The following is a 23,903-nucleotide window of genomic DNA, read 5'->3' on the forward strand; positions in this document are numbered from 1 at the left end:
ATCTGCGACTGCACCTGCGGATGCAGAAAGGCCAGCAGCACCTTGTAAGAGCCGGCACTCAGAGGCCGACGCCGGCCAATCATCGCTTGGACGCGCAGGTCACGCATGGGCTCGAATTTCGCGATGCAGAGCGACTCGCCATTGTCGATGATGCGCAGCTGCGTCGTTTCGTTGGCCTTGTGGCCGACTTCTTCGAGGATCGGGTTGGCGATACGAACGAGATCGACCTGCGTTGATGCGGCAGTTCCGATGACGATTGCTGTCGTCCCGAGCCGATAGGTGCCCGTTTCGCTTCTTCTGACCAAGCCGCGATGTTCCAGTGTGCGTAACATACGCAGGATTCTTGGCTTAGTCTCGTTCAATGATGAGGCTATGTCTGTTAGCCGGCTGTCAGGAGCTTGGGCTACGCTCAGAAGCACGTTAATGCCTACGTTAAGCGACTGAACAACCTCGGTTTCCGGCTTCTTATCCATATCCTTCGATCCCGCTCAGGTCCATCAACAACACGCCTGAAGATGGTCCGTCCAGCATGTTACGGCAGATGTAACTCGCGAGAAACGCGTTTGACAGAGAAGTTTTCCGCCGGTTACCAATTCCCTGTGAGCGGATGGGAACCCGCTCTGATTGATCAACTCAGGTCACCACGGCCTCAGTATCGGGATGGAACCTATGACCGCTAAAATCCTACAGCGGGCAGCGATTGCGCTGCTCGGCACGATCGCTATTCCTGCCCTGGCAGGCGCGCAGGAAGCGCCGCTGACGATCGGCATGTCGACGACGCCGACCACCATCGACCCCCATGAAGACAGTTCTGCGCCAAACAACGCAACGTCGCGCCATATCTGGAGCAGCCTGATCAACCGCACGGGCACGTCCGGCAACGAGCCCGAGCTTGCGACCGAGTGGAAGCCGGTCGATGACACCCACTGGGAATTCAAGCTGCGCGATGGCGTCAAGTTCCACGATGGCAGCGCGTTTGATGCCGAAGACGTCGTGGCATCGCTTCTGCGCGCCCGTGACAAGCCGAGCCAGGGTTTTGCGTCCTACACCCGCAACATCTCCAATGTGGCCGCCAAGGATCCGATGACGGTTGTTGTCGAAACGTCGGTTCCCGATCCTCTGCTGCTGAACTCCGTCAGCCGCATCCGCATCATCAGCTCGGACTGCAAGGATGCGTCGGTTCAGGACTTCGACAACGGAAAATGCGCGGTCGGCACCGGGCCTTATTCCTTCGTGTCGTATCAGCCTGGCAGCGCGCTCAAGCTCAAGCGCAATGATGACTACTTCGCCGGTGCTTCTCACTGGTCCGACGTGACGCTACGCTTCCTGCCGGACGATGGCGCCCGACTGGCTTCGCTCCTGTCGAACGAGATCGACCTTATCGAAAGCCTGCCCGCCGACGGCATGTCGCGGGTGGAATCGAGCGACAACCTCCAGATCATCAACGGCCAGTCGTCCCGCTTGGTTTACATGGGCATGGATGTCAGCCGCGATGTCTCGCCCTTCGTAAAAGCCACGGACGGTTCGGCGCTCGAGAAGAACCCGCTCAAGGACGAGAAGGTTCGCCGTGCCCTGCTGATGTCGATCAATCGCGAGGCGATCGTCGAGCGCGTGATGCAGAAGAACGGCACCGTTGCCGACCAGTTCGTGGCGGAAGGCTATGCCGGTCATTCGGATGCGGTTGAGAAGGTGCCTTACGATCCGGAACAGGCCAAGGCGCTTCTCGCCGAAGCCGGTTATCCCGACGGGTTCAGCGTCACCTTGCACGGCCCATCCGGCCGCTACGTCAAGGATGCGGAAGTGTTGCAGGCGGTTGGACAGATGTTCACGCGCATCGGCATCCGTTCGCAGGTCGAAGTGTTGCCGTGGTCGATGTATTCCGAAAAATACTCGGATGGCGCCTACAGCATCTTCCTGGGATCTTGGGGCGTGAATACCGGCGAAACCACGAATCCCGCAGTCGCTCTCGTTGCTACCCGCAACGAGGAAAAGGGGACCGGCCGTTATAATGGCGGCGGCGTTTCGGACCCGAAGATCGACGAAACGCTCGCCAAGGCGAGCTCCACGCTCGATGAAGCCGCACGCACTCCGCTGCTTGAAGATCTGTCGACCGAGACCTTCAACAATCTCTGGCTGCTTCCCATGCATTACGAGAACGTCGTGCTCGGTGCCAAGAAGAGCGTGACCTACACGCCGCGCGGCGACAAATACACGCTCGCCTATGAAGTGAAGCCCGCGCAGTAACCATCGATCGATTGATCGACAACGGGGCTGCGATTATCGCGGCCCCTCATCTCCCAGGAGACTTCCATGCAGGAACTTGGAACGGGCGAAGCCATCGCTCGGGCGAAGGCTGTTTATGATTTCGGCCAGACCGCGATCTTCGCTTCGAAAGCCGATCCACGGCTTCAGATGGTTCTTTATGTTCCGCCGACCGCTGCCGATGGTCGTAAACTCGACCTTCTGGTTGCGGTGCATGGAACGGGCCGCACCTCGGCCATCGATTTCCGCGACGGGTTCGCCGAGTTCGCGCTTTACAATGACTGCGCCGTTCTTTGCCCGATCTTCCCCGTCGGGATCTTCGGAGACGGCGCGCGCTCCGGCTACAAGTTCCTCGAAGAAGGCGACATCCGCTATGATCTGGCGGTGATCGCCATGGTGGAGGAGATGGCCGCCAAGTACGATCAGGATTGGTCGACTTTCGCCATGTTCGGCTTCTCGGGCGGAGGGCATTTCACCCACCGTTTCGCGATCCTGCATCCCGAAAAGCTTTGGGCCGCCTCGATCGGCGCGCCCGGTTCGGTGACACTGCTCGATCCGACACGGGACTGGTGGGTTGGCGTCCGCAATCTGGAAGCGCGTTTCGGCAAGCCGTTCAAGCCGGAGGAACTGGCCAAGGTGCCGGTTCAGATGGTGGTGGGCGACGCCGATCTCGAGACTTGGGAAATTACCCATAAGCCTGGTGGCCGCTATTACATGGAAGGCGCCAACGATGCCGGGCAGACCCGGCCCGAACGCCTTGCTTCGCTTGCCCGCTCATTCTCCGACGCGGGCGTTCAGGTCACCTTCGATACGGTGAAGGGTGTGTCCCACGACCGGATCAAGGTGCTTGATCATGTGAAATCCTTTCTCACGACCATCCTCAAAAACCGGCGCGCCCAATGAAGAATGCAACGATCGTCGCTCCGCAGCCGGAAGCCGTTGAGGCTGGCGCGGAGGTTCTCGAGCGCGGCGGCAACGCCGTCGATGCAGCGCTTGCCTGCGCCTTTGTTCAGGGCGTCGTCGATCCGCAGATGGCGGGTATCGGCGGCTTCGGCTCCATGCATGTCTATATGCCCAAGAAGGGCGTGCACGAGATCCTGGAATTCTACGCCCGCGCGCCCTTGAAGGCGACGCCCGACATGTGGCTGGACAAGATCAAGCATGAAAGCCGCGACGGCTTCGGCTATGTTCTCGACGGCAACATTTCCGATATCGGTTATCTCGCTGTCTGCACGCCTGGCTCGCTCAAGGGCTATGAAACCGCGCTGAAAGACTACGGAACGTTCGATTGGGCCGATCTGATCAAGCCGGCCATCCGATTGGCGCGCGATGGCTTCATGATCCGCGAGCATATGCACTGGTATTGGTCGAAGGATCAGTCGAGCGATGGCTTCGCCAACACGCTGGACAAGCTGCGGTTCTCGGAAACGGGCCGGAAGGTTTACTTCCACGAAGACGGCTCACTGCGGAATGTGGGCGACCTGCTCGTCAACAAGGACATGGCGGATACGCTGGAGCGCGTTGCGCGCAGCGGCGGTTCCGACATCTTTTATCATGGCGAGCTGGGCGAACAGATCGCCGCCGATTTCGCGGCCAATGGCGGTTTGATCGGATCCGAGGATCTGGCGAAATACGAGCTGTCGCGCGTTGCCCCGATCTGGGGTGCTTATCGCGGCAACCGGATCGCGACCTCGCCACCGCCCGGTTCAGGCTTCCCCATGCTGGAGATCCTGCACATCCTGTCGGAATTCGACGTGGGCTCGATGCAGCATGGCAGCGCCGAGCATGTGCGCATCCTGTTTGAAGCCATGAAGCGCATGACGATCGACAAGGACGCGCATATGGGCGATCCCGCTTATGTCGACGTTCCCTTCGAAAGGCTGTTGTCGCAGGAGCATGCGCGGGCGCATGCCGACGCCATCAAGGCCGGCAGCATCGCCAATGTCGATCGTCTCGATCGTTCGCAGCGCGACACCACCCATATTTCGGTGATCGACAAGGACGGCAATGCGGTTGCGATGACCCATACGCTCGGCAGCCCGTCCGGCGCCATCACCAACGGTCTGGGCTTCATGTATAACGGCACGATGAGCCGCTTTAACCCGGTTCCGGGCAAGCCTGGCTCGATCGCACCGGGCAAGCGACGCCCAAGCTCGGCTGCGCCGACCATCGTGTTCAAGGACGACCAGCCGACGATCGTGATCGGTGCGCCCGGCGGCAGCTATATCGCGCCTGCGGTCGCGCAGTGCCTCATGAACATGATCGATTTCGACATGTCGGTTCTGGAAGCCGTGGCGGCACCCCGCATCGTCGGCGTTTCGAACACGATCGACATCTGCAATCGCATTCGCCATTCCGTCGAGGCCGAACTGGTCGGGCAGGGCTACAAGGTGGCCCGTTCTGCGCAAACCTATGCCTTTGCGGCGGTGCATGCGATCAAGATCGAGAACGGCGTGTCCAAGGGCGCGGCCGATCCCCAACGCGACGGAATGGCGATCTCCGTCGCTTAAGGAGAGGTTCAATGGTCACATCCATCATCAGGCGGTTGTTTCAGGCAATCTTCGTCATCGTGGCGATGACGATCATCGTCTTTATCGGCGTCAACGTGATCGGCAATCCGGTCGACATCCTCATCAACCCGGATGCCAACCAGGCGGAGCGGGCGCGGGTGATTGCCCATTACGGGCTCGACCAGCCGATCTGGAAACAATACCTGATGTTCCTGCAAGGCTTGTTGCACGGCGATTTCGGCGACAGCTTCGTTTATGGACGACCAGCACTCGGCCTCATCCTGGAACGCCTTCCCGCGACACTGGAGCTGGCCATAACCGCGCTTGGCATAGCGCTGGTGGTCGGCCTGCCGCTTGGCCTCTACGCCGGCCTTTATCCCAAGCGCCTGTCTTCCAAGCTGATCATGTCGGGCTCGATCCTCGGCTTCTCGCTTCCCACCTTCTGGGTGGGCCTGATGCTGATCATGGTGTTTTCCGTTGAACTCGGTTGGCTGCCGACCAACGGCCGTGGCCCGACGATGGAGTTTCTGGGCGTTCAGTGGTCGTTTCTCACGGGCGAGGGCCTGCGGCATCTCCTGCTGCCCGCCTTCAACCTCGCTTTGTTCAAGACATCGCTCATCTTGCGTCTGACGCGCGCCGGCGTGCAGGAAGTCCTGCCGCAGGATTACATCAAGTTCGCACGCGCCAAAGGCGTGCGTGAAAGCCGGATCATCGGCGTTCACGTCTTCAAGAACCTGATGATCCCGGTTGTCACCATCATCGGTCTGGAATTCGGCTCGTTGATCGCCTTTTCGGTTGTGACGGAAAGCATCTTTGCCTGGCCGGGCATGGGCAAGCTGATCATCGATTCCATCAACCTGCTCGATCGCCCGGTGATCGTCGCCTACCTCATGATGATGGTGATGCTGTTCGTTGCGCTGAACTTCATCATCGACATCTGCTACACAATCCTGGATCCGCGGGTCCGGCTCGATGCGAAGGCTTGACCCCATGTCTGAAGCAAACGTGCAGGATCAAAGCGTTCAACCGGCATCCGTGGAGCCGCCGGAGCCCAGCCGTTTGTCGCAGGGCATCGCCGAATTCTTCAAGTCACCGGCGGCCGCCATCGGCTTCATCATGCTGGTGGTAATCTGCTGTCTGGCCCTTTTCGCGCCGTGGATCGCGCCGCAGAACCCCTATGACCTGATGCAGTTGGACATCATGGACGGACGCCTGGCTCCGGGCTCGGAATCGATGACCGGGATGGTTTATTATCTCGGCACCGACAGCCAAGGCCGCGACATTCTTTCGGGCATGCTTTACGGCCTGCGCACCTCGCTGATGGTTGGCGTGCTGTCGGCCTTTGCGGCTGCCATCATCGGCACCACGGCCGGCTTGTTCGCGGCTTACATGGGGCGCCGGACCGAAACCGTGATCATGCGGCTGGTCGACCTGCAGCTTTCCTTTCCCACCATCCTGATGGCGCTGATGATGCTGGCCATTCTGGGCAAGGGCGTCATCAATGTCGTGATCGCCCTGATCATCGCGGAATGGGCCACCTATGCCCGGACCGTTCGAAGCACGGCGCTCGTTGAACGCGAGAAGGAATATGTGGAAGCGGCGCGCATGCTTCGCCTTCCCGGATGGCGCATTCTGTTCAAGCATCTTCTGCCGAACTGTCTTGCGCCAGTGATCGTGATCGCCACCATGCAGGTGGCGCGCGCGATCGGACTGGAAGCCACGCTGTCCTTTCTCGGTCTCGGCGCATCGGTGACGGAGCCTTCGCTCGGCATGCTGATTTCCACCGGCTACCAGTATCTCCTCACCGGGCTTTACTGGATCAGCTTCTTTCCGGGCATCGCGCTTCTTGTGACGATCGTGTCGATCAACCTCGTCGGTGACCGCCTCCGCGATGTTCTGAACCCACGGAATGCGTCATGAGTGCCTTGTTGCAAGTCAGCAATCTCGTCACCGAGTTCGGCGGCGGGCGTGGTCGATCGGGCCTGAAGGCTGTCAACGATGTGTCCTTCAGCGTGGATCGCGGCAAGGTTCTCGGCCTTGTGGGGGAATCGGGATCCGGCAAGACCGTGACGGGGTTCTCCATTCTGCGGCTGCTCGAGCGGCCCGGCCGGATCACGGGTGGACGCATCCTGTTCGACGGCACGGACATCGCAAACTGTTCCGAAGAAGAGATGCGTAATCTGCGCGGCAAGCGCATCGCCATGGTCTTTCAGGACCCGATGATGACGCTCAATCCGGTTCTCACCATCGGAACCCAGATGGTGGAAGCCGTTCAGGCGCATGACAAGGTTTCGAAGGATGTTGCGCGCCAGCGCTCCCGCGATGCGCTTGGCCTCGTCGGCATTCCCAGCCCGGAAGAGCGGCTTGCCGCTTATCCGCACCAGTTCTCCGGCGGCATGCGGCAGCGTGTGGCGATTGCGATCGCGCTTCTGCATCAGCCGGATCTGATTATCGCCGACGAGCCGACCACGGCGCTCGATGTGACGATCCAGAGCCAGATCATCTACGAATTCCAGAGGCTGGCGGAAGAATCCAACACCGCCGTGATCTGGATCACGCATGACCTGGCAATCGTTTCGCGCCTCGCCGACGACATCGCCGTCATGTATGCCGGCCGCCTCGTTGAAACGGGACCGGTCGGTGAGGTCCTGACCGATCCTCGCCATCCCTATACGGCCGGGCTGATCGCCTCCGTTCCGTCGCAGAACCGGCGTGGCGAACCCCTGCACCAGATCAGGGGCATGACGCCTGCCATCAATCGCCTGCCTCAGGGCTGCAGCTTCCGGACCCGCTGCGACAGGGCGACGGAAGGTTGCCTGATCATGCCGGACCTTATCCCAGAAGAGGATCGTGCGTTCCGCTGCATCCATCCCGTCATGAAAGAGGTCGCATGATGTACGCGACACAAGAGCCGCTGATCGAGGCCAGAGATGTTTCGCAGCGTTTCGGTCCGACCCCCGATCTCGCCGCCAAGATCGCGCTCAAGCTGAAGCTTGCCAAGCCGGCGCCGGTTGTTCAGGCGCTGGATCACGTCAACTTGAGCATCCGCAGCGGTGAGGTCGTCGGCCTTGTCGGCGAAAGCGGGTGCGGAAAGTCGACTTTGGGCCGCATCATCGCCGGCATCACGTCGCCGACCGAAGGCGAAGTGTTGTGGAAGGGCGTCGAACGCGGCGCCATGTCGGCAGACCAGCGCCGCGATTTCGGTCTCGCCACCCAGATGATCTTTCAAAATCCGATGGCTGCGCTCAACCCGCGCATGACGGTCGAGGAGCTGATCTGGGAAGCACCGAAAACGCATGGGCTTGCCCGCTCGAACGAGCGAAACAGCTATGTCGATCGCTATCTGACGCTGGCCGGCTTCAACCCTGAAACGAAGAAGCGCTATCCGCATCAGTTCTCGGGCGGCCAAAGGCAGCGCGTGAACATCGCACGCGCTTTGGCCGTGCAGCCGAAGTTCCTTGTTTGCGACGAAAGCGTCGCGGCATTGGACGTGTCGATCCAGGCGCAGGTCATCAACCTGTTCATGGAACTGCGCGACAGGCTCGATCTCACCTATCTCTTCGTCAGCCACGATCTCGGCGTCGTGGAGCATATCTCCGACCGGGTCGCGATCATGTATCTTGGCCGCATCGTGGAAGAAGCGCCGGTGGAAGACATCTTCCAGCGTGCAAATCACCCCTATACCCAGGCGCTTCTGGCCGAAATTCCGCGTATCGAACCGGGAAAGCATCGGTTCAAGCCGGTGAAGGGCGAGCTTCCGAGCCCGATCAATCCGCCGAGCGGCTGTCATTTCCACCCGCGTTGTCCGTTTGCAATGGAGCGCTGCCGCGTGGAAGTACCGGCCCAGAAGGAAGTCGCGCCGGGCCATCGGTCGGCGTGCCACCTCAACGACGCATGAGGCAGCCTGCGCCTTCGTCTACGGCGTGAGGGCAGGCAGGAGTTGCAACAGGGCGTCCGCGGCCCTGCTGCGATAGCGCTCCTTGTGGCGCAAGCCGAAGAAGGGGCGTGGATCGAAGCGGAAGTCGGCGGCGTGAAGCTTGCCGGCGGTGATGGCGGGGCCAACCACCAGCGAAGACAGAACCGCCACGCCTGCACCGGCTTCAACCGCCGTTCGAACGCTTTCGTTCGAGGGCAGGGTCAGGGCGGTGTTCAGGTGATCGGGATCGACACCGAGCTGGCGCAGATAGGCTTCGAGCGTCGATCGCGTGCCCGATCCCCGCTCACGCATGATCCAGCGCGCATTTTGCAGCCAGCTTGCATCGACTACGTGGCCCGCAAACGGTGCGGCTGCGACGAGCAACAGGCGATCGTCTCCGATCGGCCATTGCGCGAGAACGGGATCGTCGATGCGGCCCTCGACAATGCCGAGCTCAGCCTGTCCGTCGTGAACGCGGGCGGCGGCCTGTTCCGTGTTGCCGATGGCAAGGTCGATCTCCAGAAGCGGATGCTTGCTCCTGAAGAGCGCGAGGTAGGACGGAAGCCAGTACGCCGCGGTGGTCTGGCTGGCGACCACGCGCAGCGTGCCGCGCTTCAAGCCGCCAAGGTCGTCCAGCATCGCTTCGGCTGCCGTTGAGCGGGCAAGAACGCTGCGGGCTTCATCCAGAAACAGGCGCCCTGCTTCCGACAAGACGATGCCCCTGCCGACGCGATGGAAGAGCTTCAGCGCGTGCCGTTCTTCCAATGCAGCGATCGCCGCCGACGCCGCCGATTGCGTGACGTTCAACGCGCGTGCCGCTGCCGTCATGTGCTCGCGTTCGGCCACGGCAACAAAGATACGAAGTTGCTCGAGTGTCATCGGAACAATCCATTGATCGGAATTTGCGATTGAAACCAGTAAAATGATGCGTTGGAGAGTTCAACTCGGCTAAGGGTAGAGCTTTGCCCGACAGTTTCCCGGCAAACGGATTTTCATCAGTGTCAGTCATTTCCAGCATGAGCCAAGGCAAGGCGTCCGTTTTGCCTGGCGTGGTCCTGTGCGTGGGCGTTGCCGCCATCGGTTTTGCTCTTGAGCAGGTCGAACATGTTCTGTTCGGAAAGGCCTGGCTGGAAGCGCTCGTACTGGCGATCCTGGTGGGGGCGATGATCCGGACCTTCTGGGTGCCGCCCGCATTATGGCGGGACGGGATTTCCTTCAGTGCCAAATATCTGCTGGAAATCGCCGTTGTCCTGCTTGGCGCTTCGGTGAGTGCAAGCGCGATCTTTGCGGCCGGCTTTGGCTTGTTTTTTGCCATTGCGGGGATCGTCCTCGTCGCCATTCTGCTGAGCTATTGCGTCGGGCGCTTGCTTGGTCTGTCGAACCGGATTGCGCTTCTGGTGGCGTGCGGCAACTCAATCTGTGGCAATTCGGCAATCGTTGCCGTCGCGCCGGTGATCGGCGCCGACAGCAAGGATGTCGCGACCTCGATCGCCTTTACTGCCGTGCTGGGTGTGGTGGTGGTGCTGGGCCTGCCCTTGGTCGGCTATGCAATCAGCATGGACGATCTGGCCTACGGCGCCTTTGCCGGTCTGACCGTTTATGCCGTTCCCCAGGTTCTCGCCGCCGCATCGCCTTTTGGTGCAGCCGCCGTGCAGATGGCGACGCTCGTGAAGCTGATGCGGGTGTTGATGCTCGGACCTGTGTGTTCGCTTCTCGCCATTCTCGTTCGCACGCGATCGGCTGGACCGTCGCCGCAGGGTGTCGGAACCCAAGCCTCGTCTCGCATGACGCTCACGCGTTTCGTGCCGTGGTTCATCCTGGGCTTTCTTGGCATGATCGTCATCCGCTCGCTCGGCTTCATCCCAGATCCGGCCGTGGCAGTGATCGGCCATGTCGCGACGCTTCTGACGGTGATTTCGATGGCCGCGCTTGGTCTCGGCGTCGATGTTCGCACCATCATGAAGGCAGGGTCGCGCGTGGTGACGACGGTGGTTCTGTCCCTGATCCTCTTGGGCGCGATCAGCCTTGTTGTGATCGAAATGCTTGGGCTTTGATCGTCAGGCTCGTTGTAGCAAACGAAGCGTTCCCTCGTCCTGCGCGCCTGAAAAGAAGGCGTCGAGCGCTTCGTTGAAGATCGGCTCACCATCCGCCGCCGCTAAGGCGAACAAGGTCATCGACGAGTGGAATTTCAGATCATCGGGTGTGCCGAAGATCGTATGCGCCGACAGATCGGAATGGGTCAGGACGGCGGAGGTCGCGTCCTTCAATCGGGTGCCGAGAAGGGGATGGGCGAGATAGGCGCGGGCCTCGTTCAAGCCTGCCAGTCCGTAGAAGTCGGCCATCGACGAGCGGCCCAGCCCCCGCAGCTGCGGGAAGACAAACCACATCCAGTGGGAGCGCTTGCGGCCGGCGCGCAGCTCGGCGAGTGCGCTTTCATAAGCGTTGGACTGGGCGAGCTCGAAGCGGGAAAGATCGGAAGCGGAAGCCATAAGAAGAAACGAAGGGCGGATTGCAGCCACGTCAAGGATGCGTCCGCACCAGTGCTGCCTTCAGCGTTCTCCCAGCCGAACCGGATCGACGGATTCGGCGCGCTTCAAAGTGCGCAGGGCGAAGGTGGAGCGCGTTTGGCGGATGTTGCCGATCTTGTAGAGATGCTGGCGCAAAAAGCGCTCGTAGTCGGCGGTATCGGCCACGGCGACCTTTACGAGATAATCGTATTCGCCGGTGACGAGACTGGCTTCGAGCACTTCGGGAATGCGCACAAGCGCCTGCCCGAAGCGCTCGAGAACTTCTTCTTCGTGCTTGTCGAGGGTGATTTCCACGAACACCACATCGCGCAGCCCGAGCGCGCCGTTATCGACCACCGCGACATAGCGCTCGATGATGCCGTCGTTTTCCAGGCGCTTGACCCGGTTCCAGCAGGGCGAGGGGGAAAGACCGACGCGGGTGGCAAGATCGCTGTTGGTGAGGCGGCCGTCGTTCAGAAGGGCGGACAGGATACGACGGTCGGTGGCGTCGATCTGGCTGCGTTTTGCGCGCTTGGCGCGCGCAGAAGACTCTTCCATGCAGTTTCCTCCCTGCAGACGATTATGCTTTCCGAGTGACCATGAAAGAGCAGAAAAAGAAAGTTCCTTGTTTCCGGCGCAGTTAGGATCACTGAAAATGCTGGGGAGGACAGCCTTGATCCGTTCTTTGCTCGCGTCACGCGACGCGCCGACCTATGCTGGATATGGGCGACGCTCCGATCCGGATTGCGTTACCCGCATGGAGGTCCTGCTTTGACTGAGTTTGCTCCGCTTTCGCTTCATGTTCCGACCCGCCCATCGCCGCAGGACAATGCGACGATCGACACGTCGCGTTTGTCACCGGCTGGCGCCGTGCGCAGGCCGGCGGTTGATGTGGATCCGACCGAAATTCACGATCTCGCCTACAAGCTCGTGCGTGTGCTTGATGAGAATGGCGAAGCGCAAGGCGAGTGGGCAGCCGCGCTCGAGCCGGACGTGTTGCGCAAGGGCTTGCGCGACATGATGAAGACCCGCGCCTATGACCAGCGCATGATGCGCTTGCAGCGCCAGGGCCTGACCTCGTTTTATATGCAGTGTACCGGCGAGGAAGCCGTCGCCTGCGCCTTCCAGTCGGTGCTGGAAAAAGGCGACATGAACTTCCCGACCTACCGTCAGCAGGGCCTGCTGATCGCGCAGGACTGGCCGGTGGTGGACATGGTCAACCAGATCCTGTCGAACTCCGCCGACCGCATCAAGGGCCGGCAGCTGCCGGTGATGTATTCGGCCAAGGAAGCCGGCTTCTTCTCCATTTCCGGCAATCTCGGCACGCAATATATCCAGGCTGTAGGCTGGGCGATGGCTTCGGCGATCCGCAACGATACAAGGGTGGCGGCGGCCTGGATCGGCGATGGTTCGACGGCCGAAAGCGATTTCCACGCAGCGCTTGTTTTTGCGTCCGTGTATCGGCCGCCGGTGATCCTGAACGTCGTCAACAACCAGTGGGCGATCTCTTCGCCGCAGTCGATCGCGGGGGGTGAACGCACGACCTTTGCCGCGCGCGCCCATGGCTACAACATTCCGTCCTTGCGCGTGGACGGCAACGATTATCTGGCGGTGAAGGCGGTGTCGGAATGGGCGGTGGAACGCGCGCGCCGCAATCTCGGCCCGACCCTGATCGAATGGGTGACTTACCGCGTTGCGCCGCATTCGACCTCCGATGATCCCAGCAAGTATCGCGCAAAGGACGCTTCGGCCGCCTGGCCGCTCGGCGATCCGATTACCAGGCTGAAGACTCATTTGATCGCGCGCGGCGAATGGAGCGAAGAGCGCTCTGTTCAGCTCGAAGCCGAGCTCGACCAGGAAATCGCAGCTGCGGCGCAGGAAGCGCGCGGCTTCGGCACGCTGCATGACGGGCCAAAGCAAAGCCCCGCCACCATGTTCGAGGATGTCTACAAGGACATGCCGCGTCACCTGCGCGAACAGCGCCAGAAGCTGGGATACTAAGATCATGCCAAGCAGGACGATGATCGAAGCCATTCGCAGCGCCATGGACGTGTCCATGGAGCGCGACGACAAGGTGGTGGTGTTCGGCGAGGATGTCGGCTTCTTCGGCGGCGTGTTTCGCTGCACGGAAGGGCTGCAGAAGAAATACGGCGCTTCGCGCTGCTTCGATGCGCCGATCTCGGAATCAGGCATCGTGGGCGCGGCCGTCGGCATGGCAGCCTATGGATTGCGGCCGGTCGCCGAGATCCAGTTCGCCGATTACATGTATCCGGGCTACGACCAGATCGTGTCGGAAGCCGCACGCCTGCGCTTCCGTACAGCTGGCGATTTCACCGCGCCGATGGTGGTGCGCATGCCCTGTGGCGGCGGCATTTTTGGTGGTCAGACGCATAGCCAGAGCCCTGAAGCGCTGTTTACCCATGTGTCCGGGTTGAAGACGGTGATCCCGTCCAATCCTTATGACGCGAAGGGCCTGCTGATTTCGGCGATCGAGGACGACGATCCGGTGATCTTCCTTGAGCCGAAGCGCCTCTACAACGGCCCCTTCGACGGCCATCACGACCGTCCGGTCGTGCCATGGTCAAAGCACGACCTGTCGGAAGTGCCTGACGGGCATTACACCGTGCCGATCGGCAAGGCCGTCGTGCGCCGGGAAGGCTCGGCCGTCACCGTTCTGGCTTATGGCACGATGGTGCATGTCGCCGAAGCGGCTGCAAACGACACCGGCATCGATGCCGAGATCATCGATCTGCGTACGCTGATGCCGCTCGATATCGACACGATCGTTCGATCGGTGGAAAAAACCGGGCGCTGCGTCGTGGTGCATGAAGCGACGCGAACCTCCGGTTTCGGTGCGGAACTCGCGGCGGAAGTGCAGGAGCGTTGCTTTTATCACCTGGAAAAGCCGGTTCAGCGCGTGACCGGCTGGGATACGCCTTACCCGCATGTCCACGAATGGGAGTATTTCCCAGGACCGAAGCGGGTTGGCGAAGCCTTGATCGAGGCTACCGCAAAGGACTGAGCCCTGCTTAGGGTTGAAGCGCCTGTTCAGGCTGGCGCTTCACAGGCGCTTCAAGGGGGGCGTCAGGCGTTGAGCCCGAGATTGTCTCGCAAGGTCTCGCCTTCATAGGCCCGACGGAACAGGCCACGGCGCTGCAGCTCGGGAACCACGAGCGCGACGAAGCTGTCGAGTTCGCCCGGAAAGAAGGCGGGCATGACGTTGAAGCCGTCGCAGGCACCGCCCGTGAACCAGGCTTCCAGTTCGTCCGCGATGTCTTCGGCCGTGCCGACAAGGCGCCAATGGCCGCGCGCGCCGGCGAAATGCCGGGCGACTTCGCGGATGCTGAGATTGTCGCGCCGCGCTTGTTCCACAACCAACTGCTGACGGCTTTGCATGCCCTGCGTGGCCTGGAGCTCCGGCATCGGTCCGTCCAGCGGCAGATCCTTCAGCGCGTCGGTTGCCAGATAGCTGGCAAGAAGCGACAGGCCGACTTCATCGGGGATCAGGCTCTGCAAGGTATCGAGCTTGGCTTGCGCTTCTTCGCGTGTTGCCGCCACGACGGGCGACACACCCGGCATGATCTTAAGGTGATCGGGGTTGCGGCCGGCGGCGCGGGTGCGGGCTTTAACATCGTCATAGAAGCTCTTGGCGCTGTCGAGCGTTTGTGCCGCCGTAAACACGACATCGGCGGTACGTGCAGCAAGATCGCGGCCGACGTCGGATGCGCCGGCTTGCACCATGACGGGCTTGCCTTGCCGTGAGGGGCTGAGACCAAGACCTTGCTCGACGATGAAGTGCTCGCCCGTGTGGTTCAGCGGCGCAGATCGGTCCGCCGGATCCCAGAGCTGCGCCACGATCTTCGCGAACTCGCCGGCGCGGTGATAACGATCGACATGCTTGCGCAGACCTTCGGCACCGAAATTGGCGGCTTCGATCTCGCTTGCGGATGTCACCAGGTTCCATCCGGCGCGGCCGCCGCTCAAGAGGTCGAGCGTGGCGAAGGCGCGGGCCAGCGCATAGGGCTCGTTGTAGGAGGTCGAGGCGGTGGCCACGAGGCCGATCCGGCTTGTTTGTGCCGCGATGGCGGCAAGCAGGCTCAGCGGTTCGAAGCCGACCGACCGCGACGTCTGGCTGGCGGTTCGGGCGTTTTCATCGCGCAGGCCTGCGGCATCTTCGAGAAAAACGAGGTCGAAGCCGGCCTTTTCGGCTGTTTGTGCCACGCGGATATACTGATCGACATTAAGGCCCATGTCGGCCGCGGCGTCGGGGTGGCGCCAGGCGGCGACGTGGTGGCCGGTTGGCATGAGGAAAGCGCCGAGCTTCATGTGCTTGGGCATCAGGCAACTCCTTCCAGGCGGCCGCGGAGGGTGGTCGAGGCGTGCTTGCTGCCAGCCTCTTCGGGAAGGGTTTGCAGCACCGCCTCCGCTTCCTCGACCGAGCGGACACGCACGACGATGCCGTCTGCATCTTCTTGCCGCTGATCACTTGCCAGGGCTTTAGCATCGATCATGCGCAGCTGCTTGGCCTTTCCGGCTGGCGGCGTTTCACCCTCGAAAAGCACCGCATCAGCGAGATCGGCGAGGTTTCCGATGGCGGCGAGGTCTTCGGCGCGCAGCATGAGGATCGGGCGGTCTTGCGGTGAGCGCATGATGTTCAAAGGGCCGCGCACGGAAAAGAACGCGCCCTGATGGTCGAGATAGTGCATTCTCGTGGGATCGATGAACTGGCCGGCCTGCTTGTTCATCACCACGGCATCGGCGTCCCAGCCATGCCACAGCCCTTCGACCACGCGTGTGAACTCGACGATGCGGGCCGGTGTGTTGCCGTCCGGTAGGCGAATGGCTCCGCTGAAGGCGGCATCTTCCGCCGCCGACGGGTCTGATGTCACGCACCAGCCGATCCGGCCGTGGCTGATCTGATCAAGCGAGGCAAGGCGCCGCGAAAGATTATAGGGCTGGTGGCCGCCCGTCGACGTTGCCGCAATCAGGCCTATGCGCTGCGTCGAGGCCGCGAGATATCCCAGCAGGATCGTGGCGTCGGGCCAGCCGCTTGGCCTCTCGGGTGCGGCGATCGTGTCGGGCACGATCACGAAATCCACGCCGCCTGCTTCGGCTCGTTCAATGACCGATCGAACGCTCTCGATCGTCCAGTGCGGCGCTTCACCGAAGCTGCCGCCAAGTTCCAAGCCGATCAGCATGTTCATCTCCATTCCAGCCGCGCTAGCCCGGCACTTGATGCTGATGCGGTCGAGGTCAAGCCAGGTTTGCGCTGACGCCGGTAAAAAGCGAGCGCATGGCTTGCGCCGTTTCGGTGCACCAGAGCCGGTCATGCAGCATCTGCGCGTCCGGTCCCGTTTCGCGATCCTCTTCCAGTGCCGGCACGATCGCGCGGATCTCGGTGTGCAGCCAGGCGGCCGCCGTGCCGAGCTGCTGGTCAGGTTCATTTTGCGCGCGCAGACTGCAGGCCTGTGCGGCAAACATCGCTTCCAGCGTGATCATCCAGCGGCACAAGGCAATCTGCTCGTCTAGCTTGGTGATCGTCAGCGGCGTCATCGGCGCCACATCTTCGACCGTGTCGGACACCGACAGCGCGTCCAGGCTGGCAGGCGCCGCCTTGAGCCGGATCTCGGCCTGAAGTGCCGCCAGCGCCTTCTGCATGGGAACAAAGCCAGCCGATGAACCGCCGACCGGCGACAGATAGTTCGGCAGACCGGACAGGCGCCCGGTCATCAGCTTGATCGAACGCTGCGCCGACGCCGTTGCCAGATGAACGAGGCTGATCGCCAAGGTGTCGAAGGCCAAGGCGATGGCCGGCGTGTGGAAGTTCGCGGCGGAGTGGATTTCTTCTTCGTCCACCAGCACAAGCGGATTGTCGGCCGCGCCGTTGAGTTCGATTTCGACTTCGCGGCAGGCAGCGGCGTAAGCGGCCAGCGTGGTGCCGGTGACCTGCGCCAAGGTGCGGAAGGAAAGCGCGTCCTGTACCTTTCGCCCCGGCTGCGGCGTGTGAAGGCTGCTGTTCTGAAGCGCATGGCGGAAAAGCGCTGCCGCGTCTTCCTGGCCCGCTGCCGGCCGAATGGCCGCCAGACGCGGATCGAAGATGCGGGTATTGGCGCCATAGCCTTCGAAGGCCAGGGCGCTCGTGGCGATGTGGAGGCGCAGGAGATCGCCCAAGGCTTCCAACGAAAGTGCGGCCATCGCGGTCGTGACGGCCGAGGCGTTGGCGACGGAAAGCCCGTCCTTGGCACCCAGCTGCACCGGCGCGAGTCCCGTTGCCTTCAACGCATCCGACGCCTCCACGATACGCCCGCCGAAATACACGCGACCCCGGCCGATCACGGCTGCGGCCATGCTCATCGACATGATGAGGTCGCCGGTGCCGAGCGATCCGCGCGACGGCAGAACCGGCACGATGTCATGCGCCAGCATTGCCATGAGGAGATCGAACACGTCGAGCGAAACGCCAGCGCCGCCCTTGGCCAGTCCGGCGATGCGGCAGAACAGGGCGGCCCGACAGGTTTCCAGGGAAAGCGGCCCGCCGATGCCTGCGATGCGCGCGCGCACCATCTGCGCCTGAAAAGCGGCCACCGCATCATGGTCGATGCGATGTCCGATATTGCCGCCAAGGCCGGTGTTCAGGCCGTAAACCGCGATGCCGTCTCGCAGATGCGCGTCCACCACGCTGCGTGCCGCCATCATCCGCTCGCGCACGCCCGCCGCAAGCGTGATCTGCAGGGGACCACGGGCTGCGGCGGTGACATCGGCGAGCGTCAGCGGTTTGTCGCTCAAAACCACGGCTACATGCGTCACGCGTAGCGCAGCCGATGTCCGGCGCCGATGCTTTCCGCCTTTTTCAGGAAAGCATGGCCGAGCGCGATATCCGACAAGGACAGGCCGCGATGCCAGAACAGGTTGGTTTCCTCTTCGCTTTCGCGGGCAGGTTTCAGTCCCGCCACGATCTGTCCGAGCTCGGCATGCAGCGTTTGTTCCGAAAGCTTGCCGGCCTCCACATGGGCGCGCAGCGAGCCGAACTTGCCGCCCTTGCACTGGCCCCAATCGTCCACCACCATCTTGGTCATGATGTCTGTGAGCGAAAGCTCCACGGCGCTCATCGTGCCATAAGGCACAACAAGCGCACCGGGCTTGATCCATTCGGTTTTCAGCATCGGCGTGGGCTCGCTCAAGCGCGAGGCTTCCACCACGATGTCTGCGCCCTCGATGCAGGACTGCCAATCCTCGGTAACGATCACGTCCTTCTTGAGGTCGCGCCGCAGACGCTCGGCAAAGGCGTCACGGCTTTCGGGACGTCGGGAATGGATGCGGATTTCGTCGAAGTCGAACAGGCTATCGAGCAGGCGCACGTTCCAGTAGGCCGTGCCGCGCGCGCCGATGTGACCAAGGACCTTCGAATTCTTGCGCGCGAGATATTTCGCACCGATCGCAGTCACCGCTCCGGTGCGCATATCGGTGATGCCGCTGGCATCCAGAACCGCGCGTGGCGTGCCGGTACGCGGATCGAACAGGTTCAGGATGCCGAATTCGGATGGCAGGCCCTGCTTGTAGTTGTCCACGAAATCGCCGACGACCTTGACGCCAGCCGCATCGATCTCGCCGCCGATCCAGCCGCGAAGAACGTTGAAGTGGCCTTCAACGCCGGCGCGCGGTTCCAGATGCACGCGCGGTTCGATCTCCGTTTCCCGGCGGCCCTGCATGGCCAGGCTTTCCTCGATGGCAGCAAGGATTTCCGCATCGCTCAAGGCGGCCGCCTCGATGTCGAAGCGATTGAGGTAAGTGATGTAGATCGGCTGCATCTGGACTCCGGCGAGATTGGCTAAGTGTTGCCATGGTTCTAACCCTTAGTCGCGGCCACCACAAACTCCCGATACGGTTTGAGCTGGGTTAAAGAGTTTGGTTACCGAATTCCTGCATGATCCTTCCATCCGCAGGCGGTAGCGTTCTCAAACGCGCTTTCTCCTGTTCGATGCGTAAAGGGGTAAGAGGGCTCGTCCATGCGTAAATCTTTGTCTACGTCAGAACGGCCTCGGTCGCGTTTTCCTCTGGTTCTGGCTGGTGGCTTGTTTCTTGGCCTGGCTGCGTGGGGTGGCGGATTGGCCGCTTCCGTGCATCTGGCGGCCCAGCCTGAAAGCACATCGGTTACCGTGCGGCCCTTGTTTACGGATCGGACGGCTGATTCTGCTGCAAAAAGCGTAAAAGCCGCTCGCCCGAGCCAGAGCGACGGTGTCTTGCGTGCGCCAGATTTCGTTCGCGAGGCGTGGGCGCGTGATGCGGCGCTGCGCAACCAACAACAAAAGGTCGCCAGCGCATTCGAAACGCGCTTCGTTCCGGCCCAGAAAGTGGCTGGAGCGATCACGGGCGAACAGTTCGCTTCGCTCGTGAAGGCGAGCCAGAAAGCTGCCGAAGCAAAGGCCGCGCAGATCGCGCAGGCTGAAGCCAACCCCATTGCCACGCCTGCTGCCGCCGATGCGCCGATCCCCGTGCAAATGGCTGCCGTTGCGAAATCCGCAGAAACAAAGATGCAGCAGGTCCAGAACCCGCAGCAGGCTCAGGCGCAAGACAGCGAGGAAGAAGGCGCCAGCACCTTGCTGGCTTCATTGGAAACGGATGATCTGCCCGATCTTGGCCTCGTGCCATCGTGGCGGCCGGCGATTGCCCGCAAGAGCGTCATCGCTCCCATCGTTCCGACCAAGAAAGAGGAACCGGTTCAAGCGCTTGCTTATGCGCGTCCGGACAATCCCATCGAGCGCCCGGCATCCAAGTCGGCTTCGATCCCGTGGCCGGGTCTTGGACGCAAGACAGCCGTTTATGACGTGAGCGGTGCAGTTGTTTACATGCCGAACGGCGAAAGGCTGGAAGCGCATTCCGGCCGCGGCAAGATGCGCGACAATCCAAAATACTCGCATGTGAAGATGCGTGGCTCGACGCCGGCTTCGACCTATAAGCTCACCATGCGCGAACAGCGATTCCATGGTGTGGAAGCGATCCGCCTGAACCCGATCGATGGCAAGGCACCGAAGAACCGCACGGGTCTTCTTGCGCACACCTACCTTTTGCGGGTGCCTGGCGATTCCAGCGGTTGCGTCGTGTTCAAGAACTATCCGCGCTTCCTGGCGGCGTTCAAGCGCGGCGAGATCGACCATATGGTGGTGGTGGACAGCCTGGACAAAGCGCCGTCCATGTCGGTCGGCGCGCGGGTTGCGTCCCTATTTTCCCGCAGCTGACGGGCGCTTCGCGCTCAACCCGCCGAAAGAATTAAAAAGGCCGCGCGTTCATCGCGCGGCCTTTTTCATGATCAAGCCGCTTCGCGGAACTTGGCGATAATCGCGTCGCCCATTTCGGCGGTGCCCACTTCGCGCATACCGTCGGACAGGATGTCCTTGGTTCGCAGACCATCGGCCAGCACGCTGGCGATCGCTGCTTCCAGACGATCGGCTTCCGCCACCATGTCGAAGGAATAGCGCAGGCACATCGCAAAGGATGCGATCATGGCGATCGGATTGGCGATGCCCTTGCCGGCAATATCCGGGGCTGAGCCATGCACGGGCTCATACAGCGCCTTGCGCTTGCCGGTCTTCTCGTCCGGCGCACCGAGTGAGGCCGATGGCAGCATGCCGAGCGAGCCGGTCAGCATGGCGGCCACATCCGACAGCATGTCGCCGAACAGGTTGTCGCAAACAATCACGTCGAACTGCTTGGGCCAGCGCACGAGCTGCATGCCGCCGGCGTCGGCCAGCATATGGTCGAGCTTGACGTCGGAATACTTGGCCTTGTGGGTTGCCGTCACGACCTCGTTCCACAGCACGCCCGACTTCATCACGTTGCGCTTTTCCATGGAGGTGACGTGGTTCTTGCGCGTGCGTGCGAGTTCGAAGGCGACGCCCGAAATGCGCTCGATTTCGTAGGTGTCATAGACCTGCGTATCCACCGCGCGCTTCTGGCCGTTGCCGAGATCGGTGATCGTCTTCGGCTCGCCGAAATACACGCCGCCGGTGAGCTCGCGCAGGATCAGGATATCAAGGCCTTCGATGACCTCCTGCTTCAGGGACGAGGAGGAGGCGAGTGCCGGATAGCAGATGGCCGGGCGCAGATTGGCAAAAAGATCCATGTCCTTGCGCAGGCGCAGCAGGCCGGCTTCCGGGCGAACGTCGTAAGGAACGCCGTCCCACTTCGGGCCGCCGACCGCGCCGAACAGAACCGCATCCGCCGCCATGGCCTTGGCCACATCGACTTCCGCGATTGCGGCACCATGCGCGTCGTAAGCGCAGCCGCCAACCAGCGCATCCTCGGTCTCGAACGCGTGACCCATCTCGTTCATGACGGCGATGAGCTTCTTGACCTCGGCCATGGCCTCGGGACCGATGCCGTCACCGGCGAGAAGAAGAAGCTTGTGCGTCATGGGAGAAATCCTCGGCTCTCGTGAAATGCTGCGTGTTGCTAGCGGGCGAGGCGGTGCGACGCAAGGGAACTGTGGTGGGCCAGCCTTGAGGATATCTGATCCGATGTGTATACAAGTCAGTATCTATACACATGAGGTGCCATTGTGCGGACGAACATCGACATAGACGATGCTTTGATGGCTGAAGCTATGAAAGCCGGTGACTTTCCTACTAAGAAGGCGGCTGTGGAGGCGGCGCTTCGTGAGTTGGTCGCGAACGAGCAAAGACGCAAAGCATTGAGGGCGATGCGGGGTTTAGGTTGGGATGGTGATCTTGATCAAATGAGGCAGGACCGAACGCCCGTCCATGCCGCAGAGCCTGGTGAGCAGTTTACCGGCGAACCGAAGTGATCGTTGTTGATAGTTCTGTGTGGATCGCAAATCTCCGCAACCAAAGAAACCGGGCTGTGGAGAGGCTTTATGAGGTCAATCCAAGTGAGATCTTGGTCGGCGATGTCATCATGCTTGAGGTCATGCGAGGTGCGAAATCGGAGCAGGAGGCGCGACAGCTGGAAAGATATCTCCGCATGTTCAAACAAGCGGAGATGCTCGGCTTAGAGCTAGCACTCCAAGCCGCAGCCAATTACCGTCTACTTCGCACGCGCGGCATAACGATCCGGAGCTCGATCGACATGATCATCGCGACGTTCTGCATCAAGCATGGGTACCTGCTCTTGCAACACGATCGCGACTTCCAGCCAATGTCGCAACATCTGGGTCTTCAACTAGCTTAAGTGCAAGCGATCGGCTCAAGCCCAAGGACGGGCGGCGGCGTTCTGCTGTTCGAAAGCCGAAATTGACGAGGCCTTTTCCAGCGTCAGACCGATGTCGTCGAGACCGTTAAGCAGGCAGTAGCGCTTGAAATCGTCGAGGTCGAAGGTGATCGTGCCGCCATCCGGGCCGCTGATCGTCTTGGTTTCAAGATCGATCGTCAGCGTGGAGTTGGAACCACGCGATGCGTCATCGAGCAGCTTTTCGAGATTTTCCGGGCTGACCGTGATTGGCAGAATGCCGTTCTTGAAGCAGTTGTTGTAGAAGATGTCGGCGAAGCTGGTGGAGATCACGCAGCGAATGCCGAAGTCGAGCAGAGCCCATGGGGCATGCTCGCGCGACGAGCCGCAGCCGAAATTGTCGCCGGCAACCAGGATCTGCGCATTGCGATAGGCTGGCTTGTTCAAAACAAAGTCCGGGTTTTCCGAACCGTCCTCGTTGAAGCGCATTTCGGCGAACAGGCCCTTCTTGAGGCCGGTGCGCTGAATGGTCTTCAGGTAGTCCTTGGGGATGATCATGTCCGTGTCGACATTGACGATCGGCAGCGGTGCGGCGACGCCTGTCAGTTTGGTGAACTTGTCCATGTTCGATCTCCCTTTTCCAGAGCGTACCCGATGTTACGCCTGCTCATAGCAGATGGTGCCGGAACTGAAAAGCGCCGGACAATGCCGGCGCCTTTCGTCAATCTTCAGGTGTCGAACCGCCGTTAAACGTGGCGCTCGACCATCATCTTCTTGATTTCGGCAATCGCCTTGGCGGGGTTGAGACCCTTGGGGCAGGTTTGCGCGCAGTTCATGATCGTGTGGCAGCGATATAGCCGGAACGGGTCCTCGAGATTGTCAAGGCGTTCGCCGGTGGCTTCGTCGCGGCTGTCGATCAACCAGCGATAGGCCTGCAGAAGAACGGCGGGGCCGAGATAACGCTCGCCGTTCCACCAATAGCTCGGGCACGAGGTCTGGCAGCAGAAGCACAGGATGCACTCGTAAAGACCGTCGAGCTTCTGGCGGTCTTCATGGCTTTGCAGCCATTCCTTGGCAGGCTCGGGCGAAACCGTCTTGAGGTAGGGTTCGATCGAGGTGAGCTGTGCGTAGGGAACCGTCAGATCCGGCACGAGATCCTTCACCACCGGCATATGCGGCAGCGGATAGATCTTCACCGCACCGTTGATGTCGTCGGCGCCTTTGGTGCAGGCCAGTGTGTTCGTGCCGTCGATGTTCATGGCGCAGGAGCCGCAGATGCCTTCGCGGCAGGAGCGGCGCAGCGTCAGCGTCGGATCGATGTTGTTCTTGATCCACAACAGCGCATCCAGAACCATCGGGCCGCAATCGTCGCTATCAACAAAATAGGTGTCGATCGACGGGTTCTCGCCATCATCCGGCGACCAGCGATAGATCTTGTATTCGCGAAGATTGGTCGCGCCTTCCGGCTTCGGCCAGGTCTTGCCCGTGCGGATCTTCGAGTTCTTGGGAAGGGTGAGTTCAACCATG

The 23,903-nt window shown here is 61.3% G+C and carries 24 protein-coding genes; 13 read left to right on the forward strand and 11 right to left on the reverse strand.

What is annotated here, in order from left to right; genetic code table 11:
• On the reverse strand, window positions 1–473 hold a 473-nt coding region (locus JYU29_RS16045; RefSeq protein ID WP_213985874.1), incomplete at its 3' end, for an IclR family transcriptional regulator.
• Between the two features lie 196 nt (window positions 474–669).
• Between JYU29_RS16045 and JYU29_RS16050 the strand changes: the two genes are divergently transcribed.
• The 7 genes from JYU29_RS16050 to JYU29_RS16080 all read left to right on the forward strand — a co-directional run bounded on the left by JYU29_RS16050 (window position 670) and on the right by JYU29_RS16080 (window position 8,670).
• A complete protein-coding gene (locus tag JYU29_RS16050; RefSeq protein ID WP_213985875.1) occupies window positions 670–2,244 on the forward strand; it encodes an ABC transporter substrate-binding protein in 1,575 nt (524 codons plus the stop codon).
• Window positions 2,245–2,310: 66 nt separating this feature from the next.
• Complete coding sequence (locus JYU29_RS16055; RefSeq protein WP_213985876.1) at window positions 2,311–3,165, forward strand: alpha/beta hydrolase family protein; 855 nt, start codon at window positions 2,311–2,313, stop codon at window positions 3,163–3,165.
• Window positions 3,162–4,772, forward strand: a complete 1,611-nt coding sequence (gene ggt, locus JYU29_RS16060) for a gamma-glutamyltransferase (RefSeq protein ID WP_213985877.1) — start codon at window positions 3,162–3,164, stop codon at window positions 4,770–4,772. The genes JYU29_RS16055 and ggt overlap by 4 nt, the downstream gene beginning before the upstream one ends.
• Window positions 4,773–4,783: 11 nt before the next feature.
• Window positions 4,784–5,758, forward strand: a complete 975-nt coding sequence (locus JYU29_RS16065) for an ABC transporter permease (RefSeq protein WP_213985878.1) — start codon at window positions 4,784–4,786, stop codon at window positions 5,756–5,758.
• Between the two features lie 4 nt (window positions 5,759–5,762).
• Complete coding sequence (locus JYU29_RS16070; RefSeq protein ID WP_213985879.1) at window positions 5,763–6,692, forward strand: ABC transporter permease; 930 nt, start codon at window positions 5,763–5,765, stop codon at window positions 6,690–6,692.
• Window positions 6,689–7,666 carry an ABC transporter ATP-binding protein gene (locus JYU29_RS16075; RefSeq protein ID WP_213985880.1) on the forward strand — a complete coding sequence of 326 codons (978 nt, stop codon included), beginning with the start codon at window positions 6,689–6,691 and terminating at the stop codon, window positions 7,664–7,666. Before JYU29_RS16070 ends, JYU29_RS16075 begins: the two co-directional genes overlap by 4 nt.
• Window positions 7,666–8,670 (forward strand): ABC transporter ATP-binding protein, encoded by a 1,005-nt coding sequence (locus JYU29_RS16080; protein WP_213986073.1) that lies wholly within the window; start codon window positions 7,666–7,668, stop codon window positions 8,668–8,670. The genes JYU29_RS16075 and JYU29_RS16080 overlap by 1 nt, the downstream gene beginning before the upstream one ends.
• Window positions 8,671–8,688: 18 nt before the next feature.
• On the opposite strand, the gene JYU29_RS16085 is transcribed toward JYU29_RS16080, so the two are convergent.
• Window positions 8,689–9,567, reverse strand: coding sequence for a LysR family transcriptional regulator (locus JYU29_RS16085; RefSeq protein ID WP_213985881.1), 879 nt, complete (start codon window positions 9,565–9,567; stop codon window positions 8,689–8,691).
• Window positions 9,568–9,704: 137 nt separating this feature from the next.
• Here JYU29_RS16085 and JYU29_RS16090 point away from each other — a divergent pair, with 137 nt between their 5' ends.
• Window positions 9,705–10,742: a YeiH family protein gene (locus JYU29_RS16090; RefSeq protein WP_213986074.1), complete on the forward strand. Its 1,038-nt coding sequence runs from the start codon at window positions 9,705–9,707 to the stop codon at window positions 10,740–10,742.
• Window positions 10,743–10,745: 3 nt separating this feature from the next.
• Here the strand turns inward: JYU29_RS16090 and JYU29_RS16095 are convergent, their stop codons facing one another.
• Window positions 10,746–11,177, reverse strand: coding sequence for a DUF1810 domain-containing protein (locus tag JYU29_RS16095; RefSeq protein ID WP_213985882.1), 432 nt, complete (start codon window positions 11,175–11,177; stop codon window positions 10,746–10,748).
• Window positions 11,178–11,237: 60 nt separating this feature from the next.
• Entirely contained in the window at window positions 11,238–11,753 is a 516-nt protein-coding gene (locus JYU29_RS16100; protein ID WP_213985883.1) for an Lrp/AsnC family transcriptional regulator, read from the reverse strand.
• Window positions 11,754–11,966: 213 nt separating this feature from the next.
• On the opposite strand from JYU29_RS16100, the gene JYU29_RS16105 reads away from it, so the two are divergent.
• Window positions 11,967–13,196 (forward strand): thiamine pyrophosphate-dependent dehydrogenase E1 component subunit alpha, encoded by a 1,230-nt coding sequence (locus JYU29_RS16105; protein ID WP_213985884.1) that lies wholly within the window; start codon window positions 11,967–11,969, stop codon window positions 13,194–13,196.
• A 4-nt stretch (window positions 13,197–13,200) separates the two neighbouring features.
• Window positions 13,201–14,217, forward strand: coding sequence for an alpha-ketoacid dehydrogenase subunit beta (locus JYU29_RS16110; RefSeq protein WP_213985885.1), 1,017 nt, complete (start codon window positions 13,201–13,203; stop codon window positions 14,215–14,217).
• 62 nt (window positions 14,218–14,279) lie between these two features.
• Here the strand turns inward: JYU29_RS16110 and JYU29_RS16115 are convergent, their stop codons facing one another.
• The 4 genes from JYU29_RS16115 to JYU29_RS16130 are packed head-to-tail and all read right to left on the reverse strand — an operon-like array spanning window position 14,280 to window position 19,003.
• The gene (locus JYU29_RS16115; RefSeq protein WP_213985886.1) at window positions 14,280–15,533 is read right to left on the reverse strand and encodes an LLM class flavin-dependent oxidoreductase; all 1,254 of its coding nucleotides are present in this window, start codon (window positions 15,531–15,533) and stop codon (window positions 14,280–14,282) included.
• Window positions 15,533–16,393 (reverse strand): LLM class flavin-dependent oxidoreductase, encoded by an 861-nt coding sequence (locus JYU29_RS16120; RefSeq protein ID WP_213985887.1) that lies wholly within the window; start codon window positions 16,391–16,393, stop codon window positions 15,533–15,535. The genes JYU29_RS16115 and JYU29_RS16120 overlap by 1 nt, the downstream gene beginning before the upstream one ends.
• Before the next feature lie 55 nt (window positions 16,394–16,448).
• Window positions 16,449–18,002 (reverse strand): HAL/PAL/TAL family ammonia-lyase, encoded by a 1,554-nt coding sequence (locus JYU29_RS16125; protein ID WP_213985888.1) that lies wholly within the window; start codon window positions 18,000–18,002, stop codon window positions 16,449–16,451.
• Window positions 17,999–19,003: an ornithine cyclodeaminase family protein gene (locus JYU29_RS16130; RefSeq protein WP_213985889.1), complete on the reverse strand. Its 1,005-nt coding sequence runs from the start codon at window positions 19,001–19,003 to the stop codon at window positions 17,999–18,001. The genes JYU29_RS16125 and JYU29_RS16130 overlap by 4 nt, the downstream gene beginning before the upstream one ends.
• A gap of 198 nt (window positions 19,004–19,201) precedes the next feature.
• Between JYU29_RS16130 and JYU29_RS16135 the strand changes: the two genes are divergently transcribed.
• Complete coding sequence (locus JYU29_RS16135; RefSeq protein WP_213985890.1) at window positions 19,202–20,431, forward strand: DUF2778 domain-containing protein; 1,230 nt, start codon at window positions 19,202–19,204, stop codon at window positions 20,429–20,431.
• 71 nt (window positions 20,432–20,502) lie between these two features.
• Here the strand turns inward: JYU29_RS16135 and leuB are convergent, their stop codons facing one another.
• Entirely contained in the window at window positions 20,503–21,606 is a 1,104-nt protein-coding gene (gene leuB, locus JYU29_RS16140) for a 3-isopropylmalate dehydrogenase (RefSeq protein WP_213985891.1), read from the reverse strand.
• 144 nt (window positions 21,607–21,750) lie between these two features.
• Between leuB and JYU29_RS16145 the strand changes: the two genes are divergently transcribed.
• Window positions 21,751–21,996, forward strand: a complete 246-nt coding sequence (locus tag JYU29_RS16145) for a type II toxin-antitoxin system VapB family antitoxin (RefSeq protein ID WP_213985892.1) — start codon at window positions 21,751–21,753, stop codon at window positions 21,994–21,996.
• The gene (gene vapC, locus JYU29_RS16150) at window positions 21,993–22,379 is read left to right on the forward strand and encodes a type II toxin-antitoxin system VapC family toxin (protein WP_213985893.1); all 387 of its coding nucleotides are present in this window, start codon (window positions 21,993–21,995) and stop codon (window positions 22,377–22,379) included. Before JYU29_RS16145 ends, vapC begins: the two co-directional genes overlap by 4 nt.
• 15 nt (window positions 22,380–22,394) lie before the next feature.
• Here the strand turns inward: vapC and leuD are convergent, their stop codons facing one another.
• Window positions 22,395–23,000 carry a 3-isopropylmalate dehydratase small subunit gene (leuD, locus tag JYU29_RS16155; protein ID WP_213985894.1) on the reverse strand — a complete coding sequence of 202 codons (606 nt, stop codon included), beginning with the start codon at window positions 22,998–23,000 and terminating at the stop codon, window positions 22,395–22,397.
• A gap of 122 nt (window positions 23,001–23,122) precedes the next feature.
• Window positions 23,123–23,902 (reverse strand): succinate dehydrogenase iron-sulfur subunit, encoded by a 780-nt coding sequence (locus JYU29_RS16160; RefSeq protein WP_213985895.1) that lies wholly within the window; start codon window positions 23,900–23,902, stop codon window positions 23,123–23,125.
• Window position 23,903 lies beyond the last annotated feature (1 nt).

Origin of the sequence: Tianweitania aestuarii (assembly GCF_018457165.1) — a bacterium.
GTDB classification, from domain to species: domain Bacteria; phylum Pseudomonadota; class Alphaproteobacteria; order Rhizobiales; family Rhizobiaceae; genus Tianweitania; species Tianweitania aestuarii.